The organism is Mesorhizobium oxytropidicola (genome assembly GCF_056174625.1).
On record NZ_CM149692.1, the window covers coordinates 5103662 to 5120809 of the forward strand.

Consider the following 17148-nt stretch of genomic DNA (forward strand, 5'->3'; position numbering starts at 1 on the left):
CCATGGGCCGTTTCCTGCAGAAGGTGGGGCTGGCCATCGGTCTGGCTGGTCTCGTCCTGCAGTTCTGCATCAGCATTCCAGCGTCGATGGAAGCCGGGCGCAGCCTGCTGGGCTCGATCGTCTTTCTGTTCAGTTTCTTCACCATCCTGACCAACATTGGCGCTGTGCTGGTGCACACATCGCTACTGTCATCCACCGGCTATGCCTGGCTGCCGGCCTTCGCCGGGTCACGGATGCGTGCGGGGGTTGCGGTTTCGATCACCCTGGTCTTCATCGTCTATGCCACGGTTCTGGCACGGCTCTGGCAGCCGCAAGGACTGTTCTTGCTCTGCGATGTGCTGCTGCACTACGTCACGCCGGTGCTGTTCGTGCTGTGGTGGCTGATAGCAGGCGCCGATGGCAGAACGCGGTGGAGCGACATCTCCTGGTGGGTGCTCTATCCCATCGCCTATCTGGCCTATGCTCTGGCGCGAGCGCCGTTTGCAGGCGAGGTGCCCTACCCCTTCCTGGATGTCGCCAAGAACGGCGTAGCCAGTGTCGCCATTGCGGCATTGGCCGTCACCGCGCTGTTCCTGGTGATCTGCGTCGTCGCCGTTTTTATCGATCGCGGCATCGGCCATCGCGGGGCCAAACGGGTCCGTTAAGACATGGGTTCGTTAGAATTGGCCTCTAATCCCAGAAACGCCTGATGCCCTCGCGATGGGCATCGCAGCGGGAGATGCCGATGTCCTTGAGCTGATCGTCGGTCATCTCCAGCAAAGCCAGCCGGCCGCGCCGGCGCTCCAGCAAATGGTCGATCCATCGTGGCAACGACCGGACCACGCGCAGCAAACGGCCGACAAAGCCGCGCTGGCCGGACGGGCGCAGCGCCTCGCTTGAAAACGCGGTTCTTGAATGAGGGAGTGTCGCGATTGTATCCATTTTCTTTCTGCCAAATGTCTCAATTGCACCCTTTTTGATGTGCGATTGATATGTATTGACTTATATTCCGGTGCAATATAGAAAATTGTCACCATGACAAATTGGCTTCCAGATCTGACCGTCGGCGCCGGGCCGCTCTATCAACGTCTTGCGGACTCGGTCGAAGCGGGCATCGACCAGGGCGTGATCGGTGCCGGAACAAAACTGCCGCCGCAGCGCGACCTCGCCTATGACATTGGCACCACCGTCGGCACGGTCGGCCGGGCCTATCAATTGCTGCGCGAACGCGGGCTGGTGAGCGGCGAAGTGGGGCGTGGAACCTATGTGCTTGGCCAGCGCGCCGAGGGCGTGAAACCGGAGGCACCCGACGTCGGCGTGGAAGGCACGCGCTACGTCGATGCGCCCCAGGACAAGCTGCGTTTCGACAGCACGGCCGCCCCCGATGTCGGCCAAGGCACTGATGTTGCCGATGTGCTATCGCGCACCGCGCAGGATCATCCCCATGAAATTTCAAGCTATACGCGCGATTTTCCGGGCCGCTGGTACGATGCCGGCGCGCGCTGGCTGGCGCGAAACGCCTTCCGCCCTGCCGCCGACAGCATTGTTCCGACGCTCGGCACCCATGCCGCGGTGATGGCGGCGATCGCGGCACTCACAACGCCCGGCGATTATGTCGCCTTCGAGCACCTCACCTATTCGCAGATCTCCCGCAGTGCCGGGCTGATCGGCCGGCGCACCGCGCTGGTGGCGTCGGACGAGGAAGGCCTCGATCCGGCCGATTTCGAGCGCGTCTGCGCGCAAAAGCATCCCAGAATGATCTTCCTGATGCCGACGGCCAAAAATCCGACGCTGGTGACGCTGTCGGCAGCGCGCCGCGAGGCAATTGCGGGGATAGCGCGCGAGTACAATGTCGTCCTGATCGAGGACGATCTCTATGGCCACCTGACCGATGACCCGACACCGTTGCTCGCCGAATATGCCCAGAGAGAACCATCGTTGCTGGCGGCCTGTCGAAATCGGTCGCGGCCGGGATGCGCGGCGGCTGGCTCTCCTGCCCGCCTGCCTATCGCCACCGTATCCGTGTCGCCCACAAGATGATGACCGGCGGCATGCCCTTCCTGCTGGCGGAGGTGAATTCCCGGCTGGTGCTCTCCGGTCAGGCCAGCGATATCCGCAAGCGCAGCATCGCCGAAATCAGCGCCCGCATCGCGATCGTGCGCGAGACCTTGGCCGGCTTCGCGTTCAAGTCACACGACAAGGTGCCCTTTGTCTGGCTGACTTTGCCCGACCCCTGGCTTTCCGGCACCTTCAAGAATGCCTGCCTCGAACACGGCGTGCTGATCGACGACGAGGACGAGTTCAAGGCAGGCCGCTCCGAACAGGTCTTTCATGGGGTCCGCTTCGGCACCTCGCAGCCGAGGCAGCGCGGCGATGTCGCCAACGGCGTTGCGGTCATCCGGCGGCTTCTCGATGAGGGCCGCGCCGGCTACGACAGCTTCTCCTGAGCGAACCGAACGCGGGTCAGCCCTCGGCCTTGAAGTTGGCCGCTTCCTTCATGGCCTTGTCCTTGCCGTGCCTTTCAGCCAGTTCCTTGGCCTGTCCGGGCGAAACGTCGGTGGTCTCTGCAATATGCATGGCCTCCTTGTCCGAGAGGCGATTGTCTTTCTTGCCTTGCTTGGTAGCCATGGTCTGGATCTCCTGAATGGTCTCAGACCCAACGGCCGGGATGCCATAGCGTTCCTCATTCGGCTTTGCATTCCTCACGGTGATCTCGCCGATGACCGCTGGCCCGACGGGCGCCTGCAAGGCCCGGTGCGGACCCGCCCCGATCATCACCTTGTTGCTTTCTGTCTTTTTCCTCGATCGACGGGTGTATCGGCCGCAAAGCTTGCGATAAGAGGGGACTCAAAATCCCCGCTCCATGGACATAAATCGCCGCCCATGACCATTTCCAATTCCGTGCCGATCACCCCAGAGCTCATCGCCGCGCACGGGCTGAAGCCCGACGAATATCAGCGCATCCTCGATCTCGTCGGACGCGAGCCGAGCTTTACCGAGCTTGGCATCTTCTCGGCGATGTGGAACGAGCACTGTTCCTACAAATCCTCGAAGAAGTGGCTGCGCACGCTGCCCACCACCGGGCCGCAGGTCATCCAGGGGCCGGGCGAGAATGCCGGCGTGGTCGACATCGGTGACGGCGACTGCGTCGTCTTCAAGATGGAAAGCCACAACCACCCCTCTTCATCGAACCCTACCAGGGAGCGGCGACCGGCGTCGGCGGCATTTTGCGCGACGTCTTCACCATGGGCGCGCGGCCGATCGCGGCGATGAACGCGTTGCGCTTCGGCGCTCCCGATCACCCCAAGACCAGGCATCTCGTCGCCGGCGTGGTTTCCGGCGTTGGCGGCTACGGTAATTCCTTCGGCGTGCCGACGGTTGGCGGCGAGGTCAATTTCGACGCCCGCTACAACGGCAACATCCTGGTCAACGCCTTTGCCGCGGGCCTCGCCAAGACCAACGCCATCTTCCTGTCGGAAGCCAAGGGCGTCGGCCTGCCGGTCGTCTATCTCGGCGCCAAGACCGGTCGCGACGGCGTCGGCGGCGCCACCATGGCGTCGGCCGAATTCGACGACAAGATCGACGAGAAACGCCCGACCGTGCAGGTCGGCGACCCCTTCACCGAAAAATGCCTGCTCGAGGCCTGTCTTGAGCTGATGGCGTCGGGCGCCGTCATCGCCATCCAGGACATGGGTGCGGCCGGCCTCACCTGCTCGGCGGTCGAGATGGGCGCCAAGGGCGACCTCGGCATCGAGCTCGATCTCGACAAGGTGCCGGTGCGCGAAGAGCGCATGAGCGCCTATGAGATGATGCTGTCGGAAAGCCAGGAGCGCATGCTGATGGTGCTGCGCCCCGAGAAGGAAAAGGAAGCCGAGGCGATCTTCCACAAATGGGGCCTCGACTTCGCCATTGTCGGCAAGACCACCGACGACCTGCGCTTCCGCGTGCTGCACCAGGGCGACCAGGTCGCCGATCTGCCGATCAAGGATCTCGGCGACAAGGCGCCGGAATATGACCGCCCCTGGGTCGAGCCGAAGAAGCCGGCGCCGCTCGCCGCCAATGACATTCCACAGGCCGATGTTGCCGATGCGCTGCTAAAACTGCTCGGGGGCCCGGACCTGTCGTCGCGCCGCTGGGTCTGGGAGCAGTACGACACGCTAATCCAGGGCAATTCGCTGCAGCTCCCCGGCGGCGATGCCGGCGTGGTGCGGGTGGAAGGCCATCCGACCAAGGCGCTCGCCTTCTCCTCTGACGTGACGCCGCGCTATTGCGAGGCCGATCCCTATGAGGGCGGAAAACAGGCCGTGGCCGAATGCTGGCGCAACCTCACCGCCACCGGGGCCTTGCCGCTGGCCGCCACCGACAACCTCAATTTCGGCAATCCGGAACGGCCCGAGATCATGGGCCAACTGGTCGGCGCGGTGAAAGGCATCGGCGATGCCTGCCGCGCGCTCGGCTTCCCGATCGTGTCGGGCAATGTCTCGCTCTACAACGAGACCAATGGCCAGGGCATCCTGCCGACACCGACCATTGGCGGCGTCGGCCTGATCGCCGATTGGTCGAAAATGGTGCGCACCGGCTTTGCCGCGCAAGGCCAGATGATCCTGCTGGTCGGCGCGCCCGACTCCTGGGGCACGCATCTTGGCCAGTCGGTCTATTTCAGGGACATCCATGGCCGCACGGACGGCCCGCCACCGCCGGTCAACCTCGCGCATGAGAAGCGCGTCGGCGATCATGTGCGCTCGCTGATCGCCTCCAGCATTGTCACCGCTGCGCATGACGTTTCCGATGGCGGCATCGCGGTGGCGCTGGCCGAAATGGCGATGGCATCGGGCATTGGCGCGACCGTTCCTGGCCTTGTCGGCACCGATCCGATCCCGGTCTGGTTCGGCGAGGACCAGGGCCGCTATCTGCTGACGCTGTCGATCGATCCGCATGGCGACGAATGGGACGCCATCCGCAAGCAGCAGGGCGAACTCGGCATTTTCGCACCGTGGATCGGCTCGACCGGCGGCGATACGCTGAGACTCGGCGACGCCAGGGCGATCCCGGTCAGCGACCTGAAGGCTGCCCACGAAGGCTGGTTCCCCCGCTTCATGGACCAGGCCAGTTGAGCACACTGGCTGCCCGGGCGCTGCTTGCAGTCGTTTTCTGGCCGTCGCTGTTCTTCTTCTGGTTCCTCGGGCCGTTCGTCTTTTTCCTGCTGTCGACGACCTCTAGCGAGGTTTGCCCGCTACTGGAAAGGCGTGAGCAGTTCCTGGCTTCGGCCAATGGCACGCTGCCCATGTTGGTCCCGCAGAACCTTATCTATGCGGTTCCGATCGTCTGCCTCGTGCTTTGGAGCCGGCTTTTGCCGGAGCCCGCGCGGGCAAGCCGGGTCGTGACCTGCATCAAGCTTTTCGCCGTCGCGGCCGTCCTGGGAGCCCTGTGGGAATATGGCTCTTCGCTTGTCTGCGACGGCTACGGCCGGCCGTTCTTCTCGCCAGCCTGGCAAATGACCAGCTACCTGCCTATCGCCAATCTGGCCGTCAACATCCCGCTCTATGTGCTGGTCTTCAGCCTTGGCCGCGCCTTCTCGATGCGCGAAGACGACCCCGCAGCCGATACTGCCCATCCGGATGAGACTACCTCGTAGGTGACAATCACGCTGGTGCCGGACGGAACGGCTTCAATCGCGGCCGGAAAGGCTTTAGGCTTATCCCGACTCTCATCGCACGGGCAGCCACGCCGCCCGCCCGAAACAGGAATTCTGCAATGGCAATGGACGCCCACGATATCGAAAAACTGATCAAGGACGGCATTCCGGACGCCAAGGTAACAATCCGCGACCTCGCCGGCGACGGCGACCATTATGCGGCGGAAGTCGTGGCCGAGAGCTTCCGGGGAAAAAGCCGCGTCCAGCAGCACCAGATGGTCTATGACGCGCTGAAGGGCAATATGGGCGGCGTGCTGCACGCACTGGCGCTGCAGACCAGCGTCCCCGAGTGAGGAGTTCCCACCAACCCGCTTGGCCCAAACCCGCCCATCCTTTGCGCCATTTCGGCCCAGGCGCGGCTAATGTCTTGTTTCGGGCAACCTATGGGTTTATTTGAAGGACATGCTTCGAGCCTGACTCCCACAGGCGTGAAAGGATATTCCATGAGCGGTATCAACGACTACATCGACAATGAAGTGAAGGGCAACGACGTCGTGCTCTTCATGAAGGGCACGCCCGGTTTCCCGCAGTGCGGTTTTTCCGGCCAGGTCGTCCAGATCCTCGACTATATCGGCGCCGACTACAAAGGCGTGAATGTCCTGGACTCTGCAGAGCTGCGCCAGGGCATCAAGGACTATTCCAACTGGCCGACGATCCCCCAGCTCTACGTCAAGGGCGAGTTCGTCGGCGGCTGCGACATTATCCGCGAGATGTTCCAGGCCGGTGAGTTGCAGACGTTCCTGGTCGAAAAGGGCGTGAGCGTCAAAGCCACTGCCTGATTCGGTTTCGGGCAGATCGTAGCGACTGCACTGAATACCGGGGCAGCCCCACCTCGGCAATTTATTGCGCCCCGATATCGGGACCAAGACGAGCCAATGCGCCGGCCCGCCGGCGCGTTTTCGTTTGAGAGATCGGACTTGCCGTGGACCAGCAATCATCAGCGCCGCAATTGGCAATCAAACTGCCTATTCCGCGCTGGGAGTTCATTGCGCTGTGCGCGGCGCTGATGGCGCTGAATTCGCTGGCCATCGACATCATGCTGCCGGCACTGCAGCAGATCGGCGCCTCGCTCGGCGTCGAGAATGAAAACCACCGGCAATATGTAGTCACCGCCTATATTCTGGGCTTTGGTGGCGGCCAGCTGTTCTTCGGGCCGATCTCGGACCGGTTCGGCCGCCGCTCGCCGCTCGTCGCCGGGCTGATCATCTATGTGGCGGCAGCGGCCGCCGCAGCCATCGCGCCAAGCTTCGAAACGCTGCTGATGTGCCGCGCCGTGCAAGGCATTGGGGCTGCCGCCACGCGTGTCATCGCGGTCTCGATCGTGCGCGATACGTTCGAAGGCCGGCGCATGGCCGAGGTGATGTCGCTGATCTTCATGGTATTCATGGCGATACCGGTGATCGCGCCAGGGATCGGCCAGTTCATCATGCTGTTCGCGACCTGGCACTACATCTTCGTCACCATGGCCGTCGGCGCGCTGATCGTGTCGGCGTGGTCGCTGCTGCGCCTGCCTGAAACGCTGCGCCCCGAATATCGCCGGTCCCTGACGGTCTCCTCCGTCGTCGGTGGGTTCCGCATCGTGCTCACCAACCGTATCGCGCTCTGCTACGCCTTTGCCAGCACCTTCGTCTTCGCCGCCATGTTCGGTTTCATCGCCTCGGCGCAGCAGATCTATGTCGACATCTTCAACGTCGGCGAGATGTTCCCGGTGATCTTCGCCGGGGTCGCCGGCGTGCTCGCCTTCTCCAATTTTCTGAACTCACGCCTCGTCGGCCGCATCGGCATGCGCCGCCTGTCGCAGAGCGCGCTGCTTTTGTTTCTGGTCATCAGCCTGGCCTGGCTGGTGGTTTCGCTGGAAATCAAGATGCCGCTCTGGCTGTTCATCACCTTCTTTGCCAGCGCCATGCTCCCATTCGGTGCGCTTGGCGCCAATTTCAACGCGCTTGCCATGGAGCCGCTCGGCCAACTGGCCGGCACCGCGTCGTCCATCCTGGGTTTCATGCAGACGTTTCTCGGCGGCATTCTCGGCACGCTGATCGGCCAGGCCTTCAACGGCACGGTGACGCCGCTTGCCGCCGGCTTCTGCAGCGTCTCGGTCGCGGCGCTGCTGATGATCCTCATCGCCGAGCGCGGCAAGATGTTCCAGCCGCACAACCCACCCGTTTCCGGGCATATCACCGACCTGCATTAGAGCCTTGTTTTAACGCAATTCCGGACGGAAAACCGCTTCACACTTTTCCTGGAATTGCTCTAGACGACGTGCGTCAGGATGCGCCTTGAATCGCCGCCGTGAAGCGAGGCGCAAGCATGCGCCCGGCGATTGCTCCGCCCATACTGTCCGAAAAGGGCAATGGCAGAGCCTCGTCGAGCGCCTTGAGGATGGATGCCACGAAGGCCCGGCTGAGTTGCGGATCGGTCCCCAGATCGGAATAGGTGGCGCGGGGCTTGCCGATCAGCGTGCCGTTGCGGCGAAGCGAGAACTGCAGCGTCAACGACATGCCCGCGGTTCCCGCCGGCGGCTTCCAACAGGCATAGATAGCGTCCGACATCTCCTTGAGGGTGTCGACGGGATCGGTGCTGTGGCAGGGGCGCTCTTGCGCGATTGCCACATCGGCGTTTGCAAACAAGACGGCAGCAAGAGCCGCCGCAAAAATTGCGAACCGAGATTTCATTCGAGAGAGTCCCCCTGCGAAAGCACCAACTCTTTGGCCACACAAACCGCTGGCCGCAGGAATTGATCCTACGCAGCCCACAGTTCGCGGCGCAACTCCTGCCAGCTTTCCCGGTCGGGCGCGACCAGCAGACCGCCGCCGACATGCGACGGCAGATAGGCGCTGCCGTCGAAGCGCGCGGCATGGCCGCCGGCCTCGGCGTGGATCAGCACACCGGCGAGGTGGTCCCAAGGCATCAGCTTGTTGTAGACGACGAAATGGCCATGGCCACTCGCCAGCAAGCGGTATTCGTGGGCGGCGCAGCGGTAGTTGAATTGCGACAGCGTCTTGGTCTGGTTGCAGGCCAGCCGCGTGCGGTCGGGCTCGGCCATGTATTGCCAGGAGACCGCGCCGGTCATCCCGGAGATCGGCGCGCTTGCCGCAACCCGCACCGTCTCCAGGCTGCCATGCGCATGGCGGATATGGCTGCCGGCACCCTTGGCGCCGATCAGCCAGTCCTTGCCGACCGGATCATGGATGATGCCGGCGACCGTCTCACCCTTGACCACGACGCCAAGCATGACGCCGAACAGCGGCACGCCCGAGGCGAAGTTGAAGGTGCCGTCCACAGGATCAATGACGAAGGCCAAATCGGCGTCGCCCAGACCATCGAGCAGCGCCGGATTGTCGGAACAGGCTTCCTCGCCGACAACCATGGCCGAGGGATAGCGCTGGCGCAGCCTGGCGGTGATCAGCCGTTCGGCGTTGACATCGGCTTCTGTTACCAGATCGGCGGCGGACGTCTTCTGCCTGATGTCGCCATCGCCCAGCCGGCGAAAGCGGGGCATGATTTCGGTGTCGGCGGCCTCGGCCAGCAGGCTGGCCAGCCAGTCGATTGCATTGTCGTCAAATGTCATCGGGTGCGTCTTGTCCTGTGGTGAGGGTCTGGTTCAAGGCTGCAAAGTCGAACAGCTTCCTGTCGAGCAGATGCGACGGCCTGGTGTTGGACAGCGCGCGGATCATCGTATCCTTGCGGCCGGGCATGCGCTTTTCGATGTCCTCCAGCATCGCCTTCATGGCGTTGCGCTGGAGACCTTCCTGGCTGCCGCAAAGGTCGCAAGGGATGATCGGGAACCGCATCGCGGCGGCGAATTTCTCGAGGTCGATCTCGGCGCAGTAGCTCAGCGGCCGCAGCACCATGACATCGCCCTCGTCATTGAGCAGCTTTGGCGGCATGGCGGCAAGCCGGCCGCCATGGAACAGGTTCATGAAGAAGGTTTCGAGAATGTCCTCGCGGTGATGGCCGAGAACCAGCGCCGAGCACCCCTCCTCGCGCGCAATGCGGTAGAGATGGCCGCGCCGAAGCCGCGAGCAGAGCGAGCAATAGGTGCTGCCCTGCGGCAGCTTGTCGGTGACGACCGAATAGGTGTCCTGGTACTCGATGCGGTGGGCAATGCCGTTGGCGTTGAGATAGTCGGGCAGGATGTGTTTTGGGAAATTCGGCTGGCCCTGGTCGAGATTGCAGGCCAGGAGTTCGACGGGCAGCAGCCCGCGCCATTTGAGGTCGAGCAGAGTGGCAAGCAGGCCGTAGGAATCCTTGCCGCCCGACAGCGCGACCAGCCAGCGCTGTCCCGGCTCCACCATCGAGAAATCCTCGATCGCCTGGCGGGTCAGCCGTAGCAGCCGCTTGCGCAATTTGTTGAACTCGACCGAGGACGGTACATCGGCGAACAGCGGATGGGAGCCGCCTTCGTTGGTCGGTTCGAGCGTCTCTATGTCTGGCTGCATGTTCATGGCGCGGCGGCCCCGGAGATGACGTCCGCCCGGATTAGCGCATCGGCCGGAGAATCGAAACCGCAAAGCGGATGTGCCAAACAAAAAGGCCGCCTCGAGGGGCGGCCTTTTCGGTATCGCAGAAAGCGTTCGCTTAGCGCGAATAGAATTCGACGACCAGGTTCGGTTCCATCTGGACGGCGAACGGAACATCCGCCAGGCCAGGGATGCGCGAGAAGGTCGCGACCATCTTGTTGTGATCGGCTTCGATATAGTCCGGCACGTCGCGCTCGGCGAGGCCGACCGATTCGAGCACGATGACCAGCTGCTTCGACTTTTCGCGCACTTCGACGACGTCGCCCGGCTTGCAGCGGTACGAACCGATGTTGACGCGCTTGCCGTTGACGTTGACGTGGCCGTGGTTGACGAACTGACGGGCCGCGAAAATGGTCGGTACGAACTTGGCGCGGTAGACGACCGCGTCGAGGCGCGATTCGAGCAGGCCGATCAGGTTCTCCGAGGTGTCGCCCTTGCGGCGGTCGGCCTCTTCATAGACCTTGCGGAACTGCTTTTCCGAAACGTCGCCATAGTGACCCTTCAGCTTCTGCTTGGCGCGCAGCTGCAGGCCGAAATCGGAAAGCTTGCCCTTGCGGCGCTGGCCGTGCTGGCCGGGGCCGTATTCACGCTTGTTGACCGGGGACTTCGGGCGGCCCCAGATGTTTTCGCCGAGACGGCGGTCGATCTTGTATTTCGCGGATTCGCGCTTGCTCATCGCATTCCCTTTTCAAAACAACACACCCGGCACCTCATGGTCCGGGTGAAGGAAACGCGCCCTCCTCTGGCCTCCGTTTTCGAGACCTGACAGGGTTTTCCCACGCAACGCGGCGGAAAACCCACGGGACACGTCAGTTCAAACAAAACCAGAAACCAAGGCGACCGGTCTTGCGTATACAAAACAAACACCGGACATCGCTGCCCGGCGTTGGCGGCTGGTTAAACCGAGATTTAACCGGTGTCAAGCTTTCGCGTAGCCCGGCACGGCGCAACCGTATACCGTCGCCGACGTTGAGCGATGCCGGATGTGGCGGGAGGTTTGCGCCAACGGCACCAGGAAGGGATCTGGAGCTTGAGGAGTCCAATTAGCATGAAGAAGTTCTTCCTTACCTTGGCAGGAGCAGCGGTGCTTGCAGGTTCGATGGCGGTGGCGCCGGAACCGGCCATGGCGCGCCATTGGCACGGCCACAAACAAGTGTGCCGCGTCATCGTCAAGAAGAGGGTGGTGTGGCGGCACGGCCATCGCAAGGTGATCGTGCAAAAGATAAGGCGCTGCCACCGCTGGTAAGGCAAACATTTCCAGAGATTTTGCTTGAAGAAACAAGGCCCGCAGTTCCGCTGCGGGCCTTGTCTGTTTGGTCAATGTTTCGCGAGCGATACTCAGTCTTTCGACTTCTTTTCCGGCAGCCCTTTGCGCTTGGTCTCGGCGAATTCCTCGAGCTGCTTTTCGCTCATGGATTCGTACATTCCCTTGGAAGCGCCTTTGAGCTCGCTCTTCTTGGTCTCGCCGCGCTTGGCCGACAGTGCGGCACCGGCGGCCATTTGCTGGGCTTTCGAGGTGGCTGGCATGGCGGTTTCTCCTTTGCTGTCAGGAGAAACGCCGCGCTTCGGAGGCGGTTCCGGCGCGTAAGCGGCCCAATTCCTCGGGTCGACTGCTATCAGCCCGTCAGGCCACCGGCTTCGGCGAGTTCGTTGGCAGCCTTCCCGTGTCCGGAGCCCCGGTGTAGGACTGCTGAATGAAGTCGCTGACAGACCCCTCACAAGCTCTCTCCACCGGCCTGGCGAAAATCCGCACCGAATTCCACGTGCCGGATGGATTTCCGGCTGACGTATTGGTCGCGGCGGAGGCGGCGACTAGGCGTGTGCCAGACCAGCATGCCGATCGAACTGATATGCCCTTCGTCACGCTCGATCCGGCTGCCTCCACCGATCTCGACCAGGCGTTCTCGATCGAGGCGAGCAGCAGTGATCTTCTGCTGCATTATGCCATTGCCGACGTGGCCTGGTTCGTCGAGGACGGCGACGCGGTGGATGTCGAAGCCTGGAACCGGGGCCAAACGCTTTACTTGCCGGACGGCAAGGCCGGGCTAATCCCCCGGTGCTTGCCGAGGCTGCGGCGAGCTTGTTGCCGGATGGACCGCGTCCAGCTGTGATCTTCACGGTTCGGGTCGCCGAAGACGGCGCGGTGAAGCTGGACGGCGTGGAACGGGCAATCATTCAAAGCCGCGCGAAGCTTGCCTATGACAGCGTGAAGGCGTCCGACGTTCCGCCCGACTTCGCCGAATTGGCGCGGCGCATTGCGGCAAACGAAGAGCGTCGTGGCGCTTCACGCGTCGACCCGCCCGAGCAGGAGGTGGAAAGGCTCGCCGACGGCACCTTCCGGCTTTCGTTCAGACCGCTGCTGCAATCCGAGCGGGACAATGCAGCACTTTCGCTGGCTGCCAACATGGCGATTGCCGACGCCATGCTGGCGCACAAGACCGGGCTGTTCCGGGTCATGTCCGGGCCGGACGCTTCCAAGGTGCAGAGACTGCGCAACGCGGCACAGGCGCTCGGCCTGTCCTGGCCGGCCTCTACCGGCCTGCGCGACTATCAGCGCACGCTTGACCCGGCCGATCCGAAACAAGCCGCATTGATGCTGGAAATCCGCCGTGCAGGCAACGGCGCGTCCTACCAACCCTATGTGGAGGGCGTTGTCCCCTGGCATGAGGCGATGGCCGCCACCTATGCCCACGCCACCGCACCGCTCAGGCGGCTCGCCGACCGCTATGTCGTGCGCTGCGCGCTGGCAATCGCCAACGGTCAGCCCGTGCCGCAGGCCGTCAGCAATGCGTTCGCTGGACTGCCGAAGGTAATGGGACGTGCGGATGCCCGCGCTTCGCAGATCAACCATGCGGCCATCGACCTTGCCGAGGCGGTGATGCTCAGGGGACGCGAGGGGGAAACGTTCAAAGCCGTTGTCACCGACTTCGTCGATCATGGCGTGCGCGTTCAGCTTGCCGACATGCCTGTCGTTGCCACCGTGAAGGCCTCCGGGTTCAGACAGGGTGACGGTCTGACGCTAAAACTGGTGTTGGCCGATGCGGATCAACGCAGCATCGTCTTCGAACCCGTTTAGGCGGCAGACGTTTCCGCCACCAACCCAAAGCCCTGCATCAGCCTGCTGACGGCGAAATCCGCCTTGCCTGACGTGAAGACCGCGATATCGGGCTCGCCTTGCGGCAGCGGCCCATCGACGGGCGGCAGCAGGGAGAGGGCTCGCCTGGCGATCGCCTCGGCCGGATCGATCCAGTCGACCGGCCAGGGCGCGGTCTTGCGCATGCGGTTGACCAGGAACGGATAGTGCGTGCAGGCAAGCACGACGATGTCGGTTCTCAGCCCGTCATGTTCCATGAAGCAGGGCGAGATCTCGGCGCGCACGGCCTCCTCGTCGACAAAGCCCTCGCGCATATAGACTTCGGCAAGCCCCGCCAGCCTGTCGCTGCCAACCAGGCGGACATGGCATTTCTGCGCCCATTTGCTGATCAGGTCGCGCGTGTATTGCCGCTTCACCGTACCCGGCGTCGCCAGCACCGAGACCAGGCCCGAGCGGGTGCGCTCCGCCGCCGGCTTGACCGCCGGCACGGTGCCGACGAAGGGATGGCCGGGAAAGGCATCGCGCAGCGCATCGATCACCAACGTCGAAGCGGTGTTGCAGGCGATGACGGAAATCGCCGGCGCAAACCGGTCGAGCAGCTTGGCGAAGAGCTCGAGTATATGGGTGCGCAGTGCCGGTTCTTCCCAGGCGCCGAACGGAAAGGCGGCATCGTCGGCGACATAGATGAAGCGCCGGTCCGGCATCAGCACGCGCGCCTCGCGCAAAACGGTCAACCCGCCGACGCCGGAATCGAACATCAGGATCGGGCGGTGGCTTGATCGATCGTTCATGAATATCGGACCACGGAAAGAGGCTGCCAGTGATTTGGCCAACGCCGTTCTATCCGCAACGATCATGGTCTTGAAGTGGCGAACGCGCGCAAGTTTTGCGCAGTTCTGGCCTCACACCCCACGCTTGCCGAAACCGGCGGTGCGCGGCCTGCCGAAAGGCTGCGGCGCGGGCGGAACGCGTGCAGCTGCGACACGAGGCGCAGCCGGGACATTGCTTGCTGCGGTTCGGTCGGCGCGGGCCGACGTTGGCAGCGGGCCGTCAAAGTCGAACATTGAGGTGAGCTCTTCGATGTTGCTGCCGGCGACAGGCTTTGCCCACAGGATGCTGCACCAAAGGCCGAATATGGAAAGGCCAAGCAGGTTCAGGCCGCCAGGCACGCTTTCCGGATCGCCGAATTTGATGACCAGCAGCGTGCCTGCTTGCAGAACGGCGTAGAAGCCGGAAAGCACGATATAGGACCACACGATCCACCGGCGCCCGTTTGCATCGCGGCCGCGGCGCAAGGCAATGTTGCCGCGCAGCACAACAAAGATGAGCGAGAAGACCAGTACCGCACCGGCCATGCCTTGCCGTGACGGGCCTGGCGCCGAATAGGCCAGCCCTTCGAAGCCGATCGTGCCGGTAATGCAGATGATGATCGCCACCAGTTCGGCCACCGACAGGCCGAGAGAGTAAAGGAAGAAGCGCAGACGGCCGATATTGGAGGTGAACATCGGCAACCCACCGTTTTCACAACAATGGATCAGAACCGAATAATATTCGGTTACTCCAGACGTTCGAAGCTTACTGACCTTAACCTTCTTTATCAGCCACCCGGCTTCGCGCAGCGGCCGGAAGCCGTCTTGGATCGTCTCCCGGCGAACCATCGCCGCGCGGCATTGCCGGCGAGAACCTGTCGAGTGAGGAAATAATGCCGCGCAGCACCTTCAGCTCCGGCTCGGCAAAGCCGGCGCGCGTCAGCACGGCGCGCAGATTGTCGACCATCTTCGGCTTCTTCGGCGCCGGCCGGAAATAGCCGCGAGCCTCGAGTGCGCCTTCGAGATAGGCGAACAGGCCGTACAGCTCTTCCTTGCTGGCCGGCTTCATCTCCGCCCGGTGAAATTGGTCTTGGTCTCGTCCTCGAGGCCGGACTTCATCCACTCATAGGACATCAGAAGCGCTGCCTGGGCGATGTTGAGTGAGGAGAAATCAGGATCGACCGGAAAGGTGACGATCTCGTCGGCAAGCCCGACTTCGTCATTATAGAGGCCGAAGCGCTCGCGGCCGAACAGGATGCCGGTGCGCTGCCCAATGCCATGACGGGCGCGCAGCACCCTGCCCGCCTCCACCGGTCCGCGCACGGCCTTGAAGCCATCGCGCTGCCTTGCCGTGGTGGCGAAAACGAAGTTCAAATCGGCAAGCGCCGAAGCCAGATCGTCGAACACCTTCACGGCATCGATGACATGGTCGGCGCGGCTGGCGGCGGCGCGCGCCTTCTCGCTCGGCCAACCGTCGCGCGGATTGACCAGGCGCAGTTCGACCAGGCCGAAATTGGCCATGGCGCGGGCGACCATGCCGATGTTCTCGCCAAGCTGCGGCTCGACGAGGATGATGGCCGGACCGGCGGCCGTGGTGCTATCGGGATCTTTGGTGACAGACATGATTGTCAATGAACTGCTGTTTGCGGCATTTCAGCGTTCCCTGCCATATTCAGCCGCGAAAATGAAGCTTTGGCAAATGATGGCGGCCACGACCTCACATTCGTGACCGATCGCCGTTTGCGCGGCCAAAAGCGCTTTGATATACGGGCGGCATCTCCCGGCCGAACGCCACGCGGGCAAGGCCGTCCCACATCCCAGCAACGAGGCATTCTTTCCATGGCGAAGATCAAGGTGGCGAACCCGGTCGTCGAACTCGACGGCGACGAGATGACCCGCATCATCTGGCAGTTCATCAAGGACAAGTTGATCCACCCTTATCTCGACCTCAAGCTTGAATATTACGACCTCGGCATCGAGCACCGCGACGCCACCAACGACCAGGTGACGATCCATTCGGCCAACGCCATCAAGAAGTACGGCGTCGGCGTGAAATGCGCGACGATCACCCCCGACGAGCAGCGCGTCGAGGAATTCAAGCTGAAGAAGATGTGGAAGTCGCCGAACGGCACCATCCGCAACATCCTCGGCGGCACCATCTTCCGCGAGCCGATCATCATGAAGAACGTGCCGCGCCTGGTGCCCGGCTGGACCAAGCCGATCATCGTCGGCCGTCATGCCTTCGGCGACCAGTATCGCGCCACCGATTTCCGCTTCCCTGGCAAGGGCAAGCTGACGATCAAGTTCGTCGGCGAGGACGGCAAGGTGATCGAGCATGACGTGTTCGACGCGCCCGGCGCCGGTGTCGCCATGGCCATGTACAATCTCGACGAGTCGATCCGCGAATTCGCCCGCGCCTCGCTGAACTACGGCCTGCTGCGCAACTATCCGGTCTATCTGTCGACCAAGAACACCATCCTCAAGGCCTATGACGGCCGCTTCAAGGACATTTTCCAGGAAGTCTACGAGGCTGAATTCGAGGCCGAGTTCAAGTCAAAGAAGCTGTGGTACGAGCACCGCCTGATCGACGACATGGTGGCCTCCAGCCTGAAATGGTCGGGCGGCTACGTCTGGGCCTGCAAGAACTATGACGGCGACGTGCAGTCCGACACAGTGGCTCAAGGGTTCGGCTCGCTCGGCCTGATGACCTCGGTGCTGATGACGCCGGACGGCAAGACGGTGGAAGCGGAAGCCGCGCACGGCACCGTCACCCGCCACTATCGCCAGCACCAGAAGGGCGAGGAAACCTCGACGAATTCGATCGCCTCGATCTTCGCCTGGACGCGTGGCCTCGCCCACCGCGCCAAGCTCGACGACAATGCCGAGCTGAAGCGCTTTGCCGAGACGCTGGAAAAGGTCTGCATCCAGACGGTCGAAAGCGGCTTCATGACCAAGGACCTGTCGCTGTTGATCGGTCCTGATCAGCCCTGGCTCTCGACCACCGGCTTCCTCGACAAGATCGACGAGAATTTGCAGAAGGCGATGGCATAA

General features: G+C 62.8%; 19 protein-coding genes and 3 pseudogenes. 12 read left to right on the forward strand and 10 right to left on the reverse strand.

Annotated features, from left to right (window positions below; translation table 11 throughout):
* Positions 1–2 precede the first annotated feature (2 nt).
* Entirely contained in the window at positions 3–644 is a 642-nt protein-coding gene (locus AC0V8S_RS25625) for a Pr6Pr family membrane protein (RefSeq protein WP_475434196.1), read from the forward strand.
* Between the two features lie 25 nt (positions 645–669).
* Here the strand turns inward: AC0V8S_RS25625 and AC0V8S_RS25630 are convergent, their stop codons facing one another.
* Entirely contained in the window at positions 670–921 is a 252-nt protein-coding gene (locus AC0V8S_RS25630; protein WP_475434198.1) for a DUF1127 domain-containing protein, read from the reverse strand.
* Between the two features lie 93 nt (positions 922–1014).
* Here AC0V8S_RS25630 and AC0V8S_RS25635 point away from each other — a divergent pair.
* A pseudogene (locus AC0V8S_RS25635) lies at positions 1015–2426 on the forward strand (aminotransferase-like domain-containing protein).
* Positions 2427–2442: 16 nt separating this feature from the next.
* On the opposite strand, the gene AC0V8S_RS25640 reads toward AC0V8S_RS25635, so the two are convergent.
* Positions 2443–2607, reverse strand: coding sequence for a hypothetical protein (locus tag AC0V8S_RS25640; RefSeq protein WP_475434200.1), 165 nt, complete (start codon positions 2605–2607; stop codon positions 2443–2445).
* Positions 2608–2862: 255 nt separating this feature from the next.
* On the opposite strand from AC0V8S_RS25640, the gene AC0V8S_RS25645 reads away from it, so the two are divergent.
* The 6 genes from AC0V8S_RS25645 to AC0V8S_RS25670 all read left to right on the forward strand — a co-directional run bounded on the left by AC0V8S_RS25645 (position 2863) and on the right by AC0V8S_RS25670 (position 7865).
* A complete protein-coding gene (locus tag AC0V8S_RS25645; protein ID WP_475434202.1) occupies positions 2863–3252 on the forward strand; it encodes a hypothetical protein in 390 nt (129 codons plus the stop codon).
* Complete coding sequence (purL, locus tag AC0V8S_RS25650) at positions 3165–5093, forward strand: phosphoribosylformylglycinamidine synthase subunit PurL (protein WP_475438696.1); 1929 nt, start codon at positions 3165–3167, stop codon at positions 5091–5093. The genes AC0V8S_RS25645 and purL overlap by 88 nt, the downstream gene beginning before the upstream one ends.
* Positions 5090–5614 carry a hypothetical protein gene (locus AC0V8S_RS25655; protein WP_475434204.1) on the forward strand — a complete coding sequence of 175 codons (525 nt, stop codon included), beginning with the start codon at positions 5090–5092 and terminating at the stop codon, positions 5612–5614. The genes purL and AC0V8S_RS25655 overlap by 4 nt, the downstream gene beginning before the upstream one ends.
* Positions 5615–5733: 119 nt before the next feature.
* A complete protein-coding gene (locus tag AC0V8S_RS25660; RefSeq protein ID WP_023751453.1) occupies positions 5734–5967 on the forward strand; it encodes a BolA/IbaG family iron-sulfur metabolism protein in 234 nt (77 codons plus the stop codon).
* 150 nt (positions 5968–6117) lie between these two features.
* Complete coding sequence (gene grxD, locus AC0V8S_RS25665; protein ID WP_095201472.1) at positions 6118–6453, forward strand: Grx4 family monothiol glutaredoxin; 336 nt, start codon at positions 6118–6120, stop codon at positions 6451–6453.
* Between the two features lie 143 nt (positions 6454–6596).
* Positions 6597–7865, forward strand: coding sequence for a multidrug effflux MFS transporter (locus AC0V8S_RS25670; RefSeq protein WP_475434207.1), 1269 nt, complete (start codon positions 6597–6599; stop codon positions 7863–7865).
* Positions 7866–7938: 73 nt separating this feature from the next.
* Here the strand turns inward: AC0V8S_RS25670 and AC0V8S_RS25675 are convergent, their stop codons facing one another.
* From AC0V8S_RS25675 to rpsD, 4 genes are all read right to left on the reverse strand, one after another.
* On the reverse strand, positions 7939–8346 hold the full coding sequence (locus AC0V8S_RS25675; protein ID WP_475434208.1) for a hypothetical protein: 408 nt from the start codon (positions 8344–8346) through the stop codon (positions 7939–7941).
* Between the two features lie 68 nt (positions 8347–8414).
* Positions 8415–9242, reverse strand: coding sequence for an inositol monophosphatase family protein (locus AC0V8S_RS25680; RefSeq protein ID WP_475434210.1), 828 nt, complete (start codon positions 9240–9242; stop codon positions 8415–8417).
* Entirely contained in the window at positions 9232–10119 is an 888-nt protein-coding gene (ttcA, locus tag AC0V8S_RS25685; protein ID WP_475434212.1) for a tRNA 2-thiocytidine(32) synthetase TtcA, read from the reverse strand. Before ttcA ends, AC0V8S_RS25680 begins: the two co-directional genes overlap by 11 nt.
* A 133-nt stretch (positions 10120–10252) precedes the next feature.
* Positions 10253–10870, reverse strand: coding sequence for a 30S ribosomal protein S4 (gene rpsD, locus AC0V8S_RS25690; protein WP_013895883.1), 618 nt, complete (start codon positions 10868–10870; stop codon positions 10253–10255).
* Positions 10871–11242: 372 nt separating this feature from the next.
* Between rpsD and AC0V8S_RS25695 the strand changes: the two genes are divergently transcribed.
* The gene (locus tag AC0V8S_RS25695; protein WP_183458623.1) at positions 11243–11440 is read left to right on the forward strand and encodes a hypothetical protein; all 198 of its coding nucleotides are present in this window, start codon (positions 11243–11245) and stop codon (positions 11438–11440) included.
* A gap of 92 nt (positions 11441–11532) precedes the next feature.
* Here AC0V8S_RS25695 and AC0V8S_RS25700 read toward each other — a convergent pair whose 3' ends face one another.
* Positions 11533–11721 (reverse strand): DUF3008 family protein, encoded by a 189-nt coding sequence (locus AC0V8S_RS25700; protein WP_475434214.1) that lies wholly within the window; start codon positions 11719–11721, stop codon positions 11533–11535.
* 323 nt (positions 11722–12044) lie between these two features.
* Between AC0V8S_RS25700 and AC0V8S_RS25705 the strand changes: the two are divergent.
* Positions 12045–12871, forward strand: a pseudogene (locus AC0V8S_RS25705) (RNB domain-containing ribonuclease); the annotation flags it as partial.
* Positions 12872–13072: 201 nt separating this feature from the next.
* Positions 13073–13270 carry a hypothetical protein gene (locus AC0V8S_RS25710; RefSeq protein WP_475438697.1) on the forward strand — a complete coding sequence of 66 codons (198 nt, stop codon included), beginning with the start codon at positions 13073–13075 and terminating at the stop codon, positions 13268–13270.
* Here the strand turns inward: AC0V8S_RS25710 and murI are convergent.
* The 3 genes and pseudogenes from murI to AC0V8S_RS25725 form a co-directional block, all read right to left on the reverse strand.
* Positions 13267–14079, reverse strand: a complete 813-nt coding sequence (murI, locus tag AC0V8S_RS25715; protein ID WP_183458615.1) for a glutamate racemase — start codon at positions 14077–14079, stop codon at positions 13267–13269. The genes AC0V8S_RS25710 and murI overlap by 4 nt on opposite strands.
* Before the next feature lie 111 nt (positions 14080–14190).
* Positions 14191–14793, reverse strand: a complete 603-nt coding sequence (locus tag AC0V8S_RS25720) for a hypothetical protein (RefSeq protein WP_475434216.1) — start codon at positions 14791–14793, stop codon at positions 14191–14193.
* Between the two features lie 79 nt (positions 14794–14872).
* Positions 14873–15720: pseudogene (locus AC0V8S_RS25725) on the reverse strand (RNA methyltransferase).
* A gap of 216 nt (positions 15721–15936) precedes the next feature.
* Here AC0V8S_RS25725 and AC0V8S_RS25730 point away from each other — a divergent pair.
* Entirely contained in the window at positions 15937–17148 is a 1212-nt protein-coding gene (locus tag AC0V8S_RS25730; RefSeq protein ID WP_475434218.1) for an NADP-dependent isocitrate dehydrogenase, read from the forward strand.

What these genes read in the sequence shown, in the direction of transcription:
- AC0V8S_RS25625 (WP_475434196.1), top strand. Translation starts at nt 3, where the DNA reads ATGGGCCGTTTCCTGCAGAAGGTGGGGCTGGCCATCGGTCTGGCTGGT.
- AC0V8S_RS25630 (WP_475434198.1), bottom strand. Translation starts at nt 921, where the DNA reads ATGGATACAATCGCGACACTCCCTCATTCAAGAACCGCGTTTTCAAGC.
- AC0V8S_RS25640 (WP_475434200.1), bottom strand. Translation starts at nt 2,607, where the DNA reads ATGGCTACCAAGCAAGGCAAGAAAGACAATCGCCTCTCGGACAAGGAG.
- AC0V8S_RS25645 (WP_475434202.1), top strand. Translation starts at nt 2,863, where the DNA reads ATGACCATTTCCAATTCCGTGCCGATCACCCCAGAGCTCATCGCCGCG.
- AC0V8S_RS25660 (WP_023751453.1), top strand. Translation starts at nt 5,734, where the DNA reads ATGGCAATGGACGCCCACGATATCGAAAAACTGATCAAGGACGGCATT.
- grxD (WP_095201472.1), top strand. Translation starts at nt 6,118, where the DNA reads ATGAGCGGTATCAACGACTACATCGACAATGAAGTGAAGGGCAACGAC.
- AC0V8S_RS25675 (WP_475434208.1), bottom strand. Translation starts at nt 8,346, where the DNA reads ATGAAATCTCGGTTCGCAATTTTTGCGGCGGCTCTTGCTGCCGTCTTG.
- AC0V8S_RS25680 (WP_475434210.1), bottom strand. Translation starts at nt 9,242, where the DNA reads ATGACATTTGACGACAATGCAATCGACTGGCTGGCCAGCCTGCTGGCC.
- ttcA (WP_475434212.1), bottom strand. Translation starts at nt 10,119, where the DNA reads ATGAACATGCAGCCAGACATAGAGACGCTCGAACCGACCAACGAAGGC.
- rpsD (WP_013895883.1), bottom strand. Translation starts at nt 10,870, where the DNA reads ATGAGCAAGCGCGAATCCGCGAAATACAAGATCGACCGCCGTCTCGGC.
- AC0V8S_RS25695 (WP_183458623.1), top strand. Translation starts at nt 11,243, where the DNA reads ATGAAGAAGTTCTTCCTTACCTTGGCAGGAGCAGCGGTGCTTGCAGGT.
- AC0V8S_RS25700 (WP_475434214.1), bottom strand. Translation starts at nt 11,721, where the DNA reads ATGCCAGCCACCTCGAAAGCCCAGCAAATGGCCGCCGGTGCCGCACTG.
- AC0V8S_RS25710 (WP_475438697.1), top strand. Translation starts at nt 13,073, where the DNA reads ATGCTCAGGGGACGCGAGGGGGAAACGTTCAAAGCCGTTGTCACCGAC.
- murI (WP_183458615.1), bottom strand. Translation starts at nt 14,079, where the DNA reads ATGAACGATCGATCAAGCCACCGCCCGATCCTGATGTTCGATTCCGGC.
- AC0V8S_RS25720 (WP_475434216.1), bottom strand. Translation starts at nt 14,793, where the DNA reads ATGTTCACCTCCAATATCGGCCGTCTGCGCTTCTTCCTTTACTCTCTC.
- AC0V8S_RS25730 (WP_475434218.1), top strand. Translation starts at nt 15,937, where the DNA reads ATGGCGAAGATCAAGGTGGCGAACCCGGTCGTCGAACTCGACGGCGAC.